This is a genomic window from Plantactinospora sp. BB1, from assembly GCF_003030385.1.
Classification (GTDB): domain Bacteria; phylum Actinomycetota; class Actinomycetes; order Mycobacteriales; family Micromonosporaceae; genus Plantactinospora.
Genome location: NZ_CP028159.1, coordinates 7997084 through 8013210, shown reverse-complemented (window position 1 = coordinate 8013210; position 16127 = coordinate 7997084). Strand labels below are relative to the sequence as shown.

Here is a 16127-nt window from a genome sequence, read left to right as displayed (position 1 = left end):
GCCGGCCGGTACGCGGTCGGCCGGCGACCCGGGTCGCCGCGGCGCTAGCACAGTTTTGCTTGATCAGGGCGTTGTCCACAGTGGCGCCGTTTGTCCACAGCCGGTGGTCCACGGCCGGTAGGACGCTCTCTACGTCGCCTACCTTCGCCGGGTGTCCGACGACGACGAAACAGTGGTACGGCAACGCCTCTCCCGGCTGCTCGGCGGCCGCGCCATCCCGGCGGAGCGGTCGGCCGCCGGACCCGCTCCCGCCGGCACCGGACCAGACCCCTCGGCGGACCCACCGGCGGAGCCGGGGCGGCTCGCCGGTCCGGGCGCCTTCGACCCGGCCGGTCCCGGCGCCTTCGATCCGGGACGGCGTGGGGTCAAGGCCCTCGCGGTGGTGGCGGTCGTCGTGGTGCTCGGCGCGGCCGGCTGGGCCTGGCTGTCCCGGCCCCGGACCGAGCCGGTCGCGCCCCCGCCCGCCTCGGCGGCGACCTTCGCACCCGCATCGTCGACCTCGGGGGCCGCGGTCGGCGCCGCCGAGGTGGTGGTCGCGGTCGCCGGCAAGGTACGCCGCCCCGGCCTGGTACGCCTGCCCGCCGGTGCCCGGGTCGCCGACGCCCTCGAATCCGCCGGCGGCGCGTTGCCCGGCGTCGACGTGGCGTTGCTCAACCTCGCCCGCAAGGTGACCGACGGCGAGCTGATCCTGGTCGGGGTGACTCCGCCGCCCGGGGCTGGCCCGGCCGGCGCCGGCCCGCCCGGGGCACCCGGTGGAGCCACCGGTGCCCAACCGGGCGGCGGAAAGGTCAACCTCAACACCGCCACCGTGGCGCAACTCGACACACTGCCCGGGGTCGGCCCGGTGCTCGCCCAGCGCATCGTGGCGCACCGGGAGGAGCACGGCGGATTCCGCTCGGTGGCCGACCTCCGTCAGGTCACCGGCATCGGCGACGCCCGCTACGAGGACCTCAAAGACCTGGTGACGGTGTGACAGACCGCCCCCGCCCCCGGCACCCCGTCGACCCGGCGAACCAGATCGGTCCACCGGCCGATACCCGAAATCCGACGACCGGACTGAGGGCTTCGTGGGCCGGTGGACAACCCTCGGCGGCGAGCCCGCGAGTCTCGACGGCGAGCCTGCGAGCGTCGACGGTGAGTCCGCCGGGTCCGGCGGCCCGGCTGCTCGGCGCGACGGCGAGTCCGCGAGTCTCGACGGCGAGTCCGCCGGATCCGGCGGCCCGGCGGCAGGGCGCGACGGCCAGTCTGCGGGCTTCGACGGCGAGCCCGCCGGGTCCGACGGCAGGACCGCCGGACGCGGGTCAGGACGCGGCAGAGGCGGCCGAGCCGCCTCGACGGCCGCCGGACCTGCGGTTGGCCGGGCTGGCGGTGGGCGCCTGGCTGTCGGCGCTGGCCGGGCTCCTGATCGGCACCGGGCCGGCCGTGCTGGTGGCGGTGCTGGCCGGGGGCGCCGCGCTGGTCCTGGCCTTTCGGTCGACCCGCCGGCTGCCGGCGGTACCGGGCCGGCACGGCTGGGTGGTGGTGACCGTACTGCTCGGTGTGGTCTGCGGGAGCGTGGCCACGGCCGCCCGGTCGGGGGTGAGGGACGCCCCCTCGATCGCCCGATTGGCCGAGGAAAGTGCCACTGTCAGCGCCGAGCTGGTGGTCCGGGAGGATCCACGGCCCATCGGCGGGGTCGCCGGCCGGCCGGCGACCTATCTGTTGTCGACCCGGCTGGTCTGGGTCGCCGGGGAGGCCGGGAACGACAAACTCAGCGTGTCGGTCCGGATCCTGGTGCTGGCCAGCGACCCGGACTGGCGTGGACTGCTGCCCGGCCAGCGGGTTACCACCACCGGGCGACTGGCGCCACCGCGCGGCGGCGACCTCACCGCCGCCGTGCTGACGGTCAGCACCCCACCCGTGCTGCGCGGGACCCCGTCCTGGGCGCAGCGGGCGGCCGGCACGTTACGGGCCGGGCTGCAACGGGCCTGTGCGCCGCTGCCCACCGAACCGGGCGGGTTGCTGCCGGGACTGGTGGTCGGCGACACCAGTCGGCTGGAACCGGCGGTCGAGGAGGACTTCCTGACCACCGGGATGACGCACCTGACGGCGGTCTCCGGCTCCAACGTGGCGATCGTGGTCGGCCTGGTGCTGCTGCTCGCCCGGTGGGGCCGGGCCGGGCCGTGGCTCGCCGCCGTCCTCTGTGGCACGGCGCTGGTCGGCTTCGTCATCCTGGCCCGGCCGTCGCCGAGCGTCGTCCGGGCCGGCACGATGGGCGCGATCGGTCTGCTGGCGCTCGCCGTCGGACGCCCCCGGGCAGCCCTACCGGCGCTGGCCAGCGCGGTCACCGTACTAGTGCTCGTCGATCCGGAGCTGGCCGGCGACCCGGGGTTCGCGCTCTCCGTACTGGCCACCGGTGGGCTCCTGCTGCTCGCCCCCCGGTGGCGGGACGCGCTGCGGCAGCGGGGTGTACCAGCGGGTGCGGCGGAGGCGTTGGCCATCCCGGCGGCGGCGCAACTGGCCTGCGCCCCGGTGGTGGCCGGACTCTCCGGCACCATCAGCCTGGTGGCCGTACCGGCGAACCTTCTCGCGGTGCCGGCGGTGGCACCGGCCACGGTGCTCGGGGTGACGGCGGCGGTGCTGTCGCCGTTCTGGCCGGCCGGTGCGGAGGGTGTGGCGTGGCTCGGCAGTTGGCCGGCCTGGTGGCTGGTCCTGGTGGCCCGGTACGGCGCACGCCTGCCCGCCGGGACGTTGCCCTGGCTGGACGGGGTGCCCGGCGGGCTGCTGCTCGGAGCCCTGACGGTGGCGCTGCTGGTCGCCGCCCGTCGGCCACCGGTGCGCCGGCTCGTCGCGGTGGTCGCGGCCGCCGTGCTGGTCGGTGCGTTGCCGGTGCGGCTGATCGCCACCGGATGGCCGCCGACCGGCTGGGTGGTCGTCGCCTGTGCGGTGGGTCAGGGCGACAGCCTGGTGCTGCCGGTCGGCGTCGGCCGGGCGGTGGTGGTGGACGCCGGTCCGGACCCCGGGGCGGTGGACCGCTGCCTGCGCCGGCTCGGCGTACGGGAGGTGTCCCTGCTGGTGGTGAGCCACTTCCACGCCGACCACGTGCAGGGGGTGGACGGGGTGTTCCGAGGACGTCGGGTGGCCGCTGTGGTGGTTCCGCAGTGGCTGGAGCCGGTCGAGGGACGCGGCACGGTCGAGCGCGCGGCCAGTGCCAATGGCGTACCGGTCGGCGCGGCCGGGGCGGGCTGGACCTATGCGGCCGGCCCGGTGACGCTGACCCTGTTGGGGCCGCCGCACCCGATCCGGGGCACCCGTTCGGACCCGAACAACAACTCGCTGGTCCTGCGCGCCGAGGTCCACGGTGTCAGCATCCTGCTTACCGGGGACGCCGAGACCGAGGAGCAGCAGGCGTTGCTGGAGGTCGTACCGGTCGCCCGGCTCCGGGCGGACGTGTTGAAACTCGCTCACCACGGCTCGGCGTACCAGGAACCGGCGTTCCTCGACGCCGTACGCCCCGCGGTGGCGCTGGTACCGGTCGGCGCCGACAACGGGTACGGGCACCCCAACGCCCGGGTACTCGCCCGGCTGTCCCGGGCCGGCGCCAGGGTGCTCCGGACCGACGAGCAGGGGGATCTGGCGGTGGTCGAGCCGGGCAGCGGGCGGCTGTCGGTGGCGGTCCGGGGGCTGGACCCCGGCGACCCGTCCACCCGGTGAGCCTTCTCGTGGTCCTCGCCGACCGGCGCGTGCGGCAGGTACCCGTTCGGGTGCGTCGGTTACCGCCCCGCGTGGTGACGCCGTTACCGTCCGCTCCGGCGGTACGCTGCGATCGGTCACCACAACCACTGGCGTGGAATGCCAGGGTTAAGATAAATGTCTGGATTTGCACTAAGTGCGGGGTCAGCCGCAGCGAGCCGGGTGACCAGGCCCGATGGACGCACGCCACGTGCGACGATGACCTCGTGACCCCCGCTAGTCTCGCCCCCGTCGTACTCGTGCTCGGTGACGAAGAACTGCTCGCCACCAGAGCGGTCGCCGGAGTGGTCGACGCGGCCAGAGCCGCCGACCCGGACGTCGACGTACACGACCATGAGGCGGGCGCGTTGGGGCCGGGGGAGATCGCCGAACTACTCGGACCGTCCCTGTTCGGCGGTCGGCGGGTGCTGATCGTCCGGGCTGGACAGGACGCCCGGAAGGATCTGGCGGCGGCGCTGCTGGCGTACGCGAAGAATCCCGACCCCGAGGTGCAGTTGGTGGTCGCGCACGCCGGTGGAGCCAAGGGCAAGGCCTTCGCCGACGGCCTGCGGGCGGCCGGCGCGGAGGTCGTGCCGGCGGCGAAGCTGAAGAGCCACCGGGACCGCGTCGCGTTCGTCCGGGACGAGATCCGGCGCGGCGGTGGCCGGTGCACCGACGACGCGGCCGAGGCGCTGCTCGCGGCGGTCGGCAACGACCTGCGCGAACTCGCCTCCGCCTGTTCCCAGTTGCTGGCCGACACCGACGGGCGGATCGGCGTCGACACGGTGGCCCGCTATTACCGGGGGCGGGCCGAGGTCAGCGGGTTCACGGTCGCCGACGCGGCGATGGCCGGTGACGTGCCGGGCGCCCTGGAGGCGCTGCGCTGGGCGCTGCACGTCGGGGTGGACCCGGTGCCGATCGCCGACGCGATCGCCGACGGGGTACGGACGGTGGCCCGGGTCAGTTCGGCGGGCCGGGGCAGCGCCTACCAGTTGGCGAGCAGCCTGGGCATGCCACCGTGGAAGATCGAGAAGGCGCAGCGGGTCGGCCGGGGCTGGACCCCGGAGGGGCTGGCCGACGCCATGTACGCCGCCGCCGAGTGCAACGCCGCCGTCAAGGGCGGCTCCGACGACCGGGGTTACGCCCTGGAGCGTGCCGTGGTCGCGGTCGCGGCTGCCCGCAGGGCGAGCGCTTCGCGATGAGCACGGCGACGGCGGTGCCGGCGGACGAGGAGCGGCTACGACCGCTCTACGCCCGCGTGCTGCGGCTCCGGCACGTCGACCCGGGCGGGATGCTCTGCTTCGTCTTCTTCGAGGGCACCGTGGCCCTCGGCCTGCTGCTCGCGCTCGCCGAGCTGGTGAGCTGGTGGGGCGTACTCGTCCTGCCCGCGACCGTCGCGGTGATGGTGAAGGTCAACGACGTGGTAGCCGCTGCGGTGCTTCGGTCGGCGGCCCGGGTGCCGACGCAGGAACGGGAACGGTTCCGTCGGCAGCTCCAGCCGGCGGTCGGCCGGGCCAGCGTGCCCAAGCGGTCACTGGTCGGGTCCGGGCAGACCCACCGGCTGACCGCGCCGCGACCCGGTGTCGCAGCCGACGACGGCGCGCCGGCCCCTCGGACCGCCCCGGGTAACCGGCTGCCGGCCCGGTTCCTGGTCGCCCGCCCGTTCAGCATGACCGCGATGGTCCGGGCCCGGCTCGAACTCGGCGCCCGCCGTCGACCCCGTCCCGAGGCGGTCACGCCGGACCTGATCGGCCCGTCGACCCCGGCGAGCCGGTCGTCGAAGGGCGACGGCCGGCTGGGACAGGAGGTCGGCGGTGTCACCGGGCGGGAGGCCGGGCGGCCACGTCTCGGCCTGCCGCAGACCCGGCAGGCAGCACCGCCACCGGCAGCCGCCGCCCGGGCCCGGAACAGCGGCCTGGCCGAGCGCCTGGACCAGCGGCCGGAGCGCCGCTGGGTCTCCCGGCAGGATCCGATCGACACCGGCCGGCAGTCCGCCAGACGCCGCTACCGATAGCCGGGCCGCCGAGGGAATCGACACCGGCCACGTTGAGCCCGAGCGTGAGATGTGGCCGTGCCGGAAGAACACCTGACCCGAAGACGTGGGCTGGCCGTGCCAGAAGAACACGTGTGGCCCCCGAGCCGGCCGGCTCGGGGGCCACACGTCAGGTGTGTGGTGTCCCGCTTGTCAGGCGGAGAGCGACTCGAGCCGCTTGGCGATCGCCGACTTGCGGTTCGCCGCCTGGTTCTGGTGGATCACGCCCTTGCTGACCGCCTTGTCGAGCTTGCGCGAGGCGTCCCGCATGAGCTCGGTCGCCTTGGCGCTGTCTCCGCTCTCGGTCGCCTCGTGGAACTTGCGAATGGCGGTCTTCAGCGACGACTTGACCGACTTGTTACGCAGCCGGCGCTTCTCGTTCTGCCGGTTGCGCTTGATCTGGGACTTGATGTTCGCCACGCGACAGCCTCGTCCTAATAGCTAGGGTTACGTTTGCCTTTGATGCGCGGGCGGCGACGCACGTCGGAGTACGGCCCGTGTCGGCACGCGCGAAGAGCCACGTTACCAGGTACGCCCCGCCGGGGCCAAAACAGCCCATCGCCGCCCCGCCCAGCTCACCGCCATCCCTGCCGCTCGGCCAGCCAGTCGAGCGCGGTCTGGGCACTCCACCGCTGGTGCGCCCGGATGTGCGGGGAGCCGGTGTCGCTGCCGGCCGCCGCGCGTACCAGCCAGTATCCGGAGAGTGCGGCGAGTGCGGCGTCCAGCCCGTCGGCCGGAGCGTCCAGTCCCGCCGGATGGGTGGCGAACAGGGCGTCGGCGTCCAAGCCGCTGGCGTACGCGGTGACCAGCAGGCTGGCGAGGTCGAACCAGGGCGGCCCGTAGCAGAGCCACGTCCAGTCGCAGAGCCAGGCGACTCCGGCCCGGTCCAGCAGTACGTTGTCCACCCGCAGGTCGCCGTGGATCATCGACGGGCGGTCGGCGTACCCGGGCAGCCGGGCCTCCAACGCGGCGAGTTCGGGCAGCCGGTGCCGGGCGACGGCGGGGATCTCCGGCAGCGTCTCCCGGCCGGCGGCCAGCTCGGTCCACCAGGCCAGGTCCGCCCGGGCGAGGTCGGCGAGCCGGGGTACGCCGAGCGCCGCCAGTTCCACCGGGGGCTGCCGGAGCGCCGCCGCGGCGGTCGCGTACGCGTCGAGGGTCGCCGCCAGCTCGGCCGGCGCCCAGGGCAGCCCCGGCATCCGGCCGTCGATGGCGTCCAGGCAGATCACGTGGTACCCGGCGGCGGTCAGCGTCCAGCGGGGGCGGGCGACGGCGAGCCCGGCCGGCAGTACGGCGGTGATCGCCGCCTCCCGGGCGTACCAGTCGCTGAGGTGTCGCTGGTCGACCAGGGACGCCGCCTTGACGAAGACCCGGTCCCCGGCGACGGTCTGCAAGACTCCGGCGAATCCCCGGGTGAAGCCGCCACCGGCGGTGCCGGCCCAGCTGACCCGGGCGCCCAGCCGGGCGGTGATCGCGGCCCGCAGGTCGGCGGGGAGATCGGCCCAGCCCGGGCGTACGGCGGTCGCGTCATACGGTCGGGGCGGTACCGAGATGGCGGCCATGTCGTCAAGTCTGCCCCGGCCCGGCCGACCGGCCGGGATTTCGGCCCGCTGTCGCCGGCCGGGGCGCCCCCCGCTGCCGGGCTCGGGTGCCTGCTGTCGCCGGGCTCGGGTGCCCGCTGTCGCCGGCCGGAGTGCAGGCCCGCCGCCGGGCGGATCGGCCGCCGCCGGCCGTGTTCCGGCGGCGCCCCGGAAGCCCCTGGGATGCGGAATCCCGGTGATGGTGACGGAACTCGCGGCGGTGATCCGGCGGCCTCGGCCGGGCACCGTCCGGCGGCATGGGAACATAGAAGGCCCATCGTCGTCAGCCAAGCAGAACGGACCGCCGTGCCACCGACGCCCGACTCCGGCGCGAACTCCCCTGGTGCCACCGACCCCGGCCGCATCAGGAACTTCTGCATCATCGCCCACATCGACCACGGCAAGTCGACGCTGGCCGACCGGATGTTGCAGCTCACCGGCGTGGTCGACCCCCGGCAGATGCGTGCCCAGTATCTCGACCGGATGGACATCGAGCGGGAGCGCGGCATCACGATCAAGAGCCAGGCGGTCCGCATGCCGTGGACCGTGCGGGAGGGCGACCAGCAGGGCGAAGAGGCCGTGTTGAACATGATCGACACGCCTGGGCACGTGGACTTCACCTACGAGGTGTCCCGGTCGCTCGCCGCCTGCGAGGGGGCGATCCTGCTGGTCGACGCCGCCCAGGGGATCGAGGCGCAGACCCTGGCCAACCTCTACCTGGCGCTCGAGAACGACCTGCACATCATCCCGGTACTCAACAAGATCGATCTGCCGGCCGCCCAGCCGGACAAGTACGCCGAGGAGTTGGCGCACCTGATCGGCGGGGATCCGAGCGACTGCATCCGGGTCTCCGGCAAGACCGGCGAGGGCGTGCCCTACCTGCTGGACGAGATCGTCCGGCAGTTCAAGCCGCCGGTCGGCGACGCGAAGGCGCCGGCCCGGGCCATGATCTTCGACTCCGTCTACGACGTGTACCGGGGTGTGGTGACGTACGTCCGGGTGATCGACGGCCGGATCGAGGCGCGCGACAAGATCAAGATGATGTCCACCGGTGCCGTGCACGAGCTGCTGGAACTCGGCGTGATCTCCCCGGAGATGCAGAAGGCGGGTGCGCTCGGCGTCGGCGAGGTGGGCTACCTGATCACCGGCGTGAAGGACGTCCGGCAGTCCCGGGTCGGTGACACCGTCACCATCAACGCCCGACCGGCGAGCGAGGCGCTCGGCGGCTACAAGGACCCGAAGCCGATGGTCTACTCGGGGCTCTACCCGATCGACGGCTCCGACTATCCGGCGCTGCGGGACGCGCTCGACAAGCTGAAGCTCAACGACGCGGCGCTCAGCTACGAGCCGGAGACCTCCGCCGCGCTCGGCTTCGGCTTCCGCTGCGGCTTCCTCGGCCTGCTGCACCTGGAGATCATCGGCGAGCGGCTGGAACGGGAGTTCAACCTCGACCTGATCTCGACGGCCCCCAACGTGGTCTACCGGGTGGGTCTGGAGGACGGCAAAGAGGTCACGGTGACCAACCCCAGCGAGTACCCGACCGGCAAGGTCGCCGAGGTGTACGAGCCGGTGGTCCGGGCCACCGTGCTGACCCCGAACGACTACGTCGGCGCGGTGATGGAGCTCTGCCAGGGGCGGCGCGGCTCGTTGCAGGGGATGGACTACCTCTCCGCCGACCGGGTCGAGCTGCGCTACACGCTGCCGCTCGCCGAGATCATCTTCGACTTCTTCGACCAGCTCAAGAGCCGTACCAAGGGCTACGCCTCGCTGGACTACGAGCCCACCGACGAGCAGCGCTCCGACCTGGTCAAGGTCGACATCCTGCTCAACGGCGAGCCGGTGGACGCGTTCAGCGCGATCGTGCACAAGGACAAGGCCTACAACTACGGCGTCAACATCGCGGCGAAGTTGCAGAAGTTGATCCCCCGGCAGCAGTTCGAGGTGCCGATCCAGGCGGCGATCGGCAACCGGGTGATCGCCCGGGAGACCATCCGGGCCATCCGCAAGGACGTGCTGGCCAAGTGCTACGGCGGTGACATCAGCCGGAAGCGCAAGCTGCTGGAGAAGCAGAAGGAGGGGAAGAAGCGGATGAAGATGGTGGGCCGGGTCGAGGTGCCGCAGGAGGCCTTCATCGCCGCCCTCTCCACCAGCGACTCCGGCGACGGCAAGGGTGGCGGCAAGAAGTGATTCCCCGGGGGTACGGCCCCGGCGCGTCCTTCTGTCCCCGGTGCGCGGCGGCCCTGCCCGGCCCCGCACCGACCACCTGTACCCGGTGCGGCTACCAGCTCTTCGTCAACGCCCGTCCGACCGTCGGCCTCGTCATCCTGGACCGTCCGTCGTCCGGGCCGGCCGCTCCGGCGGTCGCGGAGCCGCGCTTCCTGGCCCTGCGTCGGGCGGCGGAACCGATGATCGGCCACTGGGAGACGCCGGGCGGGTTCTGCGACGGCTGGGAGCACCCGGCCGAGGCGGCGGTCCGGGAGGCCCGGGAGGAACTCGGGGTGTCGATCACCCTTGGTGACCATCTCGGCATGTACGTCGGCAGCTACGAGTTCCAGGACGAGATTTTGCCGGTCCTCGACAACTTTTTTCTGGCCACCCTGGACGACCCGCGGGTCGTGCTCGACCCGGCCGAGTCTGCCGAGCTGAGCTGGTTTTCCCTGGTGGATCCGCCACCGCTGGCCTTCGGCACGATGGACGTGGCGGTTCGGGAGGCGGCGCGACGCTTGGGTGCCTAGGGCGGTTTGAGATTTTCGGCCTTCGGGAATCTACCAGTCACCACAACAACGTGTGACGCATCCGAAGGAGGACGGCCGTGGAACTCACCGTCTGGGGTATCATCACCGCGCTCATCGTCGGTCTCGTTATCGGCGCCCTCGGTCGTCTGGTCGTACCAGGCCGCCAGGACATCCCGATCTGGCTGACCATGCTGATCGGTGTCGGCGCCGCGCTGCTCGGTACGGTCATCGCCCGGGCCGCCGGTATCGCGACCGAGACGGCCGGCATCGACTGGATGGAGCTGCTGATCCAGGTCGCGCTCGCCGCCATCGGTGTGGCCCTGGTGGCCGGAGTCGGCCGTCGGCGCCGAGTCAGCCGGTACTGAGCACCCCGCTCCCCGGTAGCAAGGGGCGTCGGCCGACTCTCGGCCGGCGCCCCTGCTGGCGTTCTCGCCCCGCTTGCCGCCGGAGCCGTCGAGCCCGCTTGTCGCCGGGAGCCGTCGAACCCGCTGCCGGCCGGAGCGTCGAACCCGCTGCCGGCGGGAGCGGCAGATCGGGCCGGATCGGTCTGGCGCCGATTGCCGGGAACCGCTAAATTCACCACGGCCGTACGATCGACTGTCGTGATCGACTAGCCGGCATCACCTATAGTTGTGAACGTCCATTCGCATTTGCTCAAATGATCTCCCCATGTTACGCTCTGTAAGTGTCCACGGACTCTCTCCCGGGAAGCGTCAGGGTGTCGCCTCTACAGCTTTCGGATCAGCATCCCAAGGTCGCGTTGTACCTTGAGGCGTACACCCCCCTGGTCGAAGAGTGGTTCTCCGCGCTGCGGGTTTCCAGTGGGCTGAGGGAATTGCGGCAGGACGGGCCGGGCCGGGATCTCGTCGAGAATCTGCAAAGGCTCGACCAGCTTTTCCGGGACCTGGTCGACGGCATGTTCGCACACCCGACACCGGTGCTGGAGCGCGCCGTCGCGGTCGTGGCCGCACACCGGGAGGCGGTCGTCTGGGAGGACCAGCTGGTGCCGAGTCCGGGTGCCGGTGCCGAGGAGCTGGCCGCCTCGCTGCGACACAAGTTCAAGCGCAACATCAGCCTCGCCCTGCTGGAGGCGTTGATCTGCCTGGAGTCGGCCCTGAGCTACGGGCGGGACACCCTGGGCCTGTCCGGAGAGACGCTGGAGCGCACCCTGCGGGGCAGCACCTCCATGCTGGCCAGCCTCTCCGTCCTGCACGACCAGCAGGAGATGGCCCGGATGCGGCAGTTGACCGGCGACCCGACCGAGATCCAGCATCCGAGGTTCACCGTCGCGGACATCGTCCGGGGCGCCTTCCGGATCGGGCCGGACAAGTTCCGTGCCGTCGGCCCCGAGGGGCAGCAGAGGATCCGGTTCGGCAGCGTCCCGCCGCACGGGGTCGAGGTGACCAGCCCGACCATGAAGTGTCCGGCGCACCGGCTGACCAACGAGGAGGGCCAGCCATTGAATAACGAGCTCTGGGCCCTTCTCATCGACGTCTACCGGATGTCCGGTCGGCTGGCCTAGCGCGACCCGAACGGTGCCGGTCGGCTCGGCTGAACATGAATGGTTCGGCAATTCCGTCGCGTTGGCGTCCGCGTTCCGCGGGGAGAATAGGCGCCGACCGGTCGTCGCCGTCCACCCGAATCGGCGACCGCATCCCGGCCGAGGCGGCAGGCTCGTCGCGAACCACTTCCTACGGCATCGGTAGAACTGCCAATGCGACGGGTGAATTACCCAGGGTTATGCGCCGGTTCCATTCAGCGCAAAGGGTTCCGGAACCGGCGGCCGGAAATCACCGGCCGGCTGACCGGTCGGGGTCCGGCCCGATCTCCGGAAACAAAGCGGTGGTGACTGCGCCGGCCCCGACGGAATCGGCACAGCCACCACCCTCGGCCCGGAAGCTCAGCGCAGCCAGGGGATGCTGCGGTCGAGCAGACCGCGCTCCTTCAGCTCCTTGCGCAGCGGGATCTCGTCGTCGACGTACCCGTTCCAGTTGATGCCCCAGTAGTTGGCGGTGTGCGTACCCTCGCCGAGCAGCTGGCGCTGCACCGGGGTCCGGTTCTGGTACCACTGCCCGTTCTTGTCCGGGTGCAGCTCGTCCAACGGGCGGATCCACCGGTAGGTGTAGCCCACGAAGAGCATCTTCCGGGTGATGTTGGAGAGGTTGGTGGACCGGGAGTGCCACTGCCGCCGGTCGAAGATGAAGGCGTCGCCGGGGTTGGCCGTGATCTCCACGGTCCCCTCCGGGTCCGGGTTCTGCACCGTCAGGTCGGCCGGACGCGGCAGCGAGTTCCACAGGTGGCTGCCCGGGATGACCTTGGTGGCACCCCGGCCCTTCTCGGAGAGGTCGGAGAGCACGTACGCGACCTTGAGCGAGAACATCGGCCGGGGCAGGTTCGGATCCATCGTCTCCGGGTCCGAGTTCTGCCGGTAACCGTCCTGGTGCCAGCCCCAGTACGGCTTCTCCGGCTCCAGGGCCGGCGGGGTGACGTCCAGGTGGTTGTGGTGGGTGTAGATGTTCCAGCCCGCGAGGCCCCACATGTAGGGGAAGGAGATCGGGTGGGTGAGCAGCTCGCCGAAGAGCTCGTCCCGCTCCAGGAAGCCGAGCAGGTGCAGGGTGCCGTCCTTGGTGGTGTTGCCCTTCGCCTTCTCCTCGGCGTAGACCCGGTCGACCGCCGCCTCCAGGGCCGCGCGGTGGTCCTCGGTCAGGACGTTGCGGAGCAACAGGAAGCCCTGCTCGTGGAACTCCTTGCGATCCGTGTCACTGATCGGCTCGTAGCCAGTGCGGCCGCCGTAGTCGAACACCGCGTCCCCTCCCCATAGGGTGAAACTCTTTCTGAGCACAGGCTGCCGATCGTAACTCCCTCCGCAAGACCCGCAGCCCGGCGCTCGGCCGTCGGATCGGCGGCGGCCATCCGGGGGTACGCAGGGCAGCGAGCCTTTGACACACGGCAACGAAACGGTCGAAAAATGGGGGAGTCTGTGGCGATCTGACCGTTTGTGCAATCACTGCCAGTTAGTGATCGTTCCGGGAAGCAACAGAATCGCCGGCGGATCAGTCCGCGAAGGCGGCTCAGTCGGTGAAGACCTCGGCGACCACCTGGTGCGGTGTCGGCGGTACGCCCTTGACCGGCGCCCAGGTGCCGCCGTCCGCCGTCCACTGGAGGTCGCCGAAGCGCACCGTCTTCACCCCGTGGTCGTCGGCGTGCGACACCAGCCAGTGCGCGTAACGCCAGCCCACCTGCGGATCCGTCGTCGGTACGGCCAGACCGGTCAACTCGGCTGGTACCGAGGTCTCCAGCCGGCCCCAGTCGAGCTTCAGCCCGGCGGTCAACGCCACCGCCGCCGCGTTCCCGCGCATCGCCGGCTCCCGGCCCACCGTGCAGGCCACCGCGCCGGTGGCGTTGCCGAGCAGGGCCCGGGTCAGCACCTCGGACTCGTCCGCCCACTGCTGGTACGCGTTGGGGAAGGCCGACCGCTGCACCCGCTGGGCCGCGACCGTGACCTCCATCTGCTCCCAGCCCCGGACCCTCTTCAGCGCGTTGTAGAACCTGGTCGCGGCGTAGCGCGGATCCCGGATCTGCTCCGGCGTGCCCCAGCCCTGACTCGGCCGCTGCTGGAACAGCCCGACCGAGTCCCGGTCGCCGCCGGCCAGGTTGCGCAGCCGGGACTCCTGGAACGCGGTCGCCAGGGCCACCACCACGGCCCGCTCCGGCATCTTGCGCCGGATGCCCACCGCGGCGATGGTGGCCGCGTTCGCCATCTGCTCGGCGTTCAACGTGACACGGCCGTCCGCCTCGACCACGCAGCCGGGGGCGGCGCTGGGTAGCGGCAGCTTGTGCCCGAACTCCCGGGCACCCAGGTAGACGCCGAATCCGGCAACCGCCGCGAGCGCCACGCCCGCCGCCACCACGGCCCGAGTCCGCACCGCCACCCCCTGCCCGATAGTCGGACACAGCCTACTTCGACCGCCCAAAATCCGGACCGGGTCACGGTCGGGTCAGCGGCCGGCCGGGCCCGAGTCAGCTACCGGGTACCCACCGGGCGGGCCGTTTCTCCCCGAACGCCGCAACACCCTCGCGCCCCTCCTCCGAGTGGAAGTACCGCACCGAGAGGTCGCGCAGCCGCGCCAGCTCGGCCCGGAAGCTCTCCGTCGAGCCGCGCCGGAGCAGCTCCTTCGCCCCGGCCAGCGCGCCGGGGGCACCCCGGACCAGCGCCAGGCAGTACGAGGCGACCGTCTCGTCCAGCGCCTCGGCCGAGGTGACCGTGGTGACCAACCCGATCTCGGCCGCCCGACGGCCGTCGAAGGTGTCCCCGGTCAGATACAGCTCGGCGGCGGCCCGTGGCTGCAACCGGGGCAGTACGGTCGCCGAGATCACCGCCGGGATCACCCCGAGCCGTACCTCGGTGAACGCGAAGGTGGCCTCCTGGGCGCAGATCGCCACGTCGGCCGCCGCGATCAGGCCGAGGCCACCGGCCCGGGCCGGCCCGCCGATCCGAGCCACCACCGGCTTCGGGCACTCCCAGATCGCCGCGAGCACGTCACCCAGCATCGCCACCGGCACCGTGCCCTCGCGGTACGCCGCCGCCGTCTCCTTCAGGTCCGCACCCGAGCTGAAGACCGGCCCGGTGTGCGAGAGCACCACCACCCGGACGTCGTCGTCGGCCGCCGCCGCGCCCAGCGCGTCGAGCAGTTGACCGAGCAGGGCGCTGGAGAGCGCGTTGCGGTTGCGCGGGCTGTCCAGGGTGAGAGTTGTCACTCCGTGCGTGGTAGACACCCGGACGAGCGGATCAGGGGCTGAGGTCATGCCGGCACACTAGTCCCATGCCTGGAGTGCTCCCAGCGGGCGAGCCCGTACCCGTCGACGGGGCGCTGCCCGCCGCCGCCCTGGCCACGGTGGGTGACCGCGGCTTCGGCGTCTACGTCCACGTGCCGTTCTGCGCCAGCCGCTGCGGCTACTGCGACTTCAACACGTACACCGCGACCGAACTCGGCGGTTCGGCGGGCCGGGACGGCTACGCCGACCAGGTACTCGCCGAACTGCGCCTGGCCGACCGGGTGCTGGCCGATCGGCCGCCGGCCCGGGTCGACACGGTCTTCGTCGGCGGCGGTACCCCCACCCTGCTGCCCCCGGACGACCTGGCCCGGATCCTGGACGGCATCGACCGGACCTGGGGACTTGCCGCCGACGCCGAGGTCAGCACGGAGGCGAACCCGGAGTCGGTGACCCGGGAGTCGCTCAAGGCGCTCCGGGCGGCGGGCTACACCCGGATCTCCCTGGGCATGCAGTCGGCCGCCCCGCCGGTGCTGGCGATCCTCGACCGCCGGCACACCGCCGGCCGGGCCACCGAGGCCGCGCAGGAGGCCCGGGAGGTCGGCTTCGACCACGTCAACCTGGACCTGATCTACGGAACGCCGGGGGAGCGGGCCGAGGACTTCGCGGCGTCGCTTCGGGCGGTGCTGGCCGCCGGGGTCGACCACGTCAGCGCGTACGCCCTGATCGTCGAGGACGGCACCCGGCTGGCCGCCCGGATGCGGCGCGGCGAGCTGGCGTACCCGGACGACGACGTGGCGGCGGACCGCTACCTGGCCGCCGAGGCGGCGCTCTCGGCGGCGGGTTTCTCCTGGTACGAGGTCTCCAACTGGGCCCGTACGCCGGCCGCGGCCTGCCGGCACAACCTGCTCTACTGGACCGGCGGCGACTGGTGGGGCCTCGGCCCCGGCGCGCACAGCCACGTCGGCGGGGTCCGCTGGTGGAACGTCAAGCACCCGTCGAGTTACGCGGCCCGGCTGGCGGCGGGGCACTCCCCGGGGCAGGCCCGGGAGGTGCTCTCGGCCGAGGAGCGGCGGACGGAGGAGGTGCTGCTCGGGCTCCGGCTCGCCGCCGGGCTGCCGCTGTCGGTCCTCGACGACGCCGGTCGGGCGGCTGCGGCCGGAGCCTGCCGGACCGGTCTGCTGGACGGGGCGGCGTACGACGCGGGGCGGGCCGTGCTCACCCTGCGCGGCCGGCTGCTGGCCGACGCGGTGGTCCGGGACCTGCTGCCCTGATCCGACCCGTTTCGACCCCGGATGG

At 72.4% G+C, this 16127-nt stretch carries 14 protein-coding genes; 9 read left to right on the top strand and 5 right to left on the bottom strand.

The window, feature by feature from the left end; genetic code table 11:
* Positions 1 to 151: 151 nt before the first annotated feature.
* The 4 genes from C6W10_RS35190 (at position 152) to C6W10_RS39850 (ending at position 5725) form a co-directional block, all read left to right on the top strand.
* Positions 152 to 973, top strand: a complete 822-nt coding sequence (locus C6W10_RS35190; protein ID WP_107263304.1) for a ComEA family DNA-binding protein — start codon at positions 152 to 154, stop codon at positions 971 to 973.
* A 272-nt stretch (positions 974 to 1245) separates the two neighbouring features.
* Positions 1246 to 3693, top strand: a complete 2448-nt coding sequence (locus tag C6W10_RS35185; RefSeq protein WP_107264536.1) for a ComEC/Rec2 family competence protein — start codon at positions 1246 to 1248, stop codon at positions 3691 to 3693.
* 245 nt (positions 3694 to 3938) lie between these two features.
* Positions 3939 to 4913 (top strand): DNA polymerase III subunit delta, encoded by a 975-nt coding sequence (holA, locus tag C6W10_RS35180; protein WP_107263303.1) that lies wholly within the window; start codon positions 3939 to 3941, stop codon positions 4911 to 4913.
* Complete coding sequence (locus tag C6W10_RS39850; RefSeq protein WP_369937490.1) at positions 4910 to 5725, top strand: hypothetical protein; 816 nt, start codon at positions 4910 to 4912, stop codon at positions 5723 to 5725. Before holA ends, C6W10_RS39850 begins: the two co-directional genes overlap by 4 nt.
* A gap of 171 nt (positions 5726 to 5896) precedes the next feature.
* Here C6W10_RS39850 and rpsT read toward each other — a convergent pair whose 3' ends face one another.
* Together rpsT and C6W10_RS35165 are read right to left on the bottom strand one after the other, a co-directional pair.
* A complete protein-coding gene (gene rpsT, locus C6W10_RS35170; RefSeq protein ID WP_107263302.1) occupies positions 5897 to 6163 on the bottom strand; it encodes a 30S ribosomal protein S20 in 267 nt (88 codons plus the stop codon).
* A gap of 155 nt (positions 6164 to 6318) precedes the next feature.
* Positions 6319 to 7302, bottom strand: a complete 984-nt coding sequence (locus C6W10_RS35165) for a phosphotransferase (protein ID WP_107263301.1) — start codon at positions 7300 to 7302, stop codon at positions 6319 to 6321.
* A gap of 324 nt (positions 7303 to 7626) precedes the next feature.
* Here C6W10_RS35165 and lepA point away from each other — a divergent pair, with 324 nt between their 5' ends.
* From lepA to C6W10_RS35145, 4 genes are all read left to right on the top strand, one after another.
* Positions 7627 to 9507: a translation elongation factor 4 gene (gene lepA, locus C6W10_RS35160; protein ID WP_107263300.1), complete on the top strand. Its 1881-nt coding sequence runs from the start codon at positions 7627 to 7629 to the stop codon at positions 9505 to 9507.
* On the top strand, positions 9504 to 10055 hold the full coding sequence (locus tag C6W10_RS35155) for an NUDIX domain-containing protein (protein ID WP_107263299.1): 552 nt from the start codon (positions 9504 to 9506) through the stop codon (positions 10053 to 10055). Before lepA ends, C6W10_RS35155 begins: the two co-directional genes overlap by 4 nt.
* Before the next feature lie 77 nt (positions 10056 to 10132).
* Positions 10133 to 10420, top strand: a complete 288-nt coding sequence (locus C6W10_RS35150; protein ID WP_107263298.1) for a GlsB/YeaQ/YmgE family stress response membrane protein — start codon at positions 10133 to 10135, stop codon at positions 10418 to 10420.
* A gap of 395 nt (positions 10421 to 10815) precedes the next feature.
* Positions 10816 to 11577 (top strand): hypothetical protein, encoded by a 762-nt coding sequence (locus tag C6W10_RS35145; RefSeq protein ID WP_107263297.1) that lies wholly within the window; start codon positions 10816 to 10818, stop codon positions 11575 to 11577.
* A gap of 378 nt (positions 11578 to 11955) precedes the next feature.
* On the opposite strand, the gene C6W10_RS35140 is transcribed toward C6W10_RS35145, so the two are convergent.
* From C6W10_RS35140 to C6W10_RS35130, 3 genes are all read right to left on the bottom strand, one after another.
* Positions 11956 to 12858: a phytanoyl-CoA dioxygenase family protein gene (locus tag C6W10_RS35140; protein ID WP_107263296.1), complete on the bottom strand. Its 903-nt coding sequence runs from the start codon at positions 12856 to 12858 to the stop codon at positions 11956 to 11958.
* Between the two features lie 268 nt (positions 12859 to 13126).
* A complete protein-coding gene (locus tag C6W10_RS35135; RefSeq protein ID WP_199853803.1) occupies positions 13127 to 13987 on the bottom strand; it encodes a hypothetical protein in 861 nt (286 codons plus the stop codon).
* Positions 13988 to 14075: 88 nt separating this feature from the next.
* Positions 14076 to 14861 carry an enoyl-CoA hydratase-related protein gene (locus tag C6W10_RS35130; protein WP_107263295.1) on the bottom strand — a complete coding sequence of 262 codons (786 nt, stop codon included), beginning with the start codon at positions 14859 to 14861 and terminating at the stop codon, positions 14076 to 14078.
* Between the two features lie 17 nt (positions 14862 to 14878).
* Between C6W10_RS35130 and hemW the strand changes: the two genes are divergently transcribed.
* Complete coding sequence (gene hemW, locus C6W10_RS35125; protein WP_107263294.1) at positions 14879 to 16102, top strand: radical SAM family heme chaperone HemW; 1224 nt, start codon at positions 14879 to 14881, stop codon at positions 16100 to 16102.
* Positions 16103 to 16127: the final 25 nt, after the last annotated feature.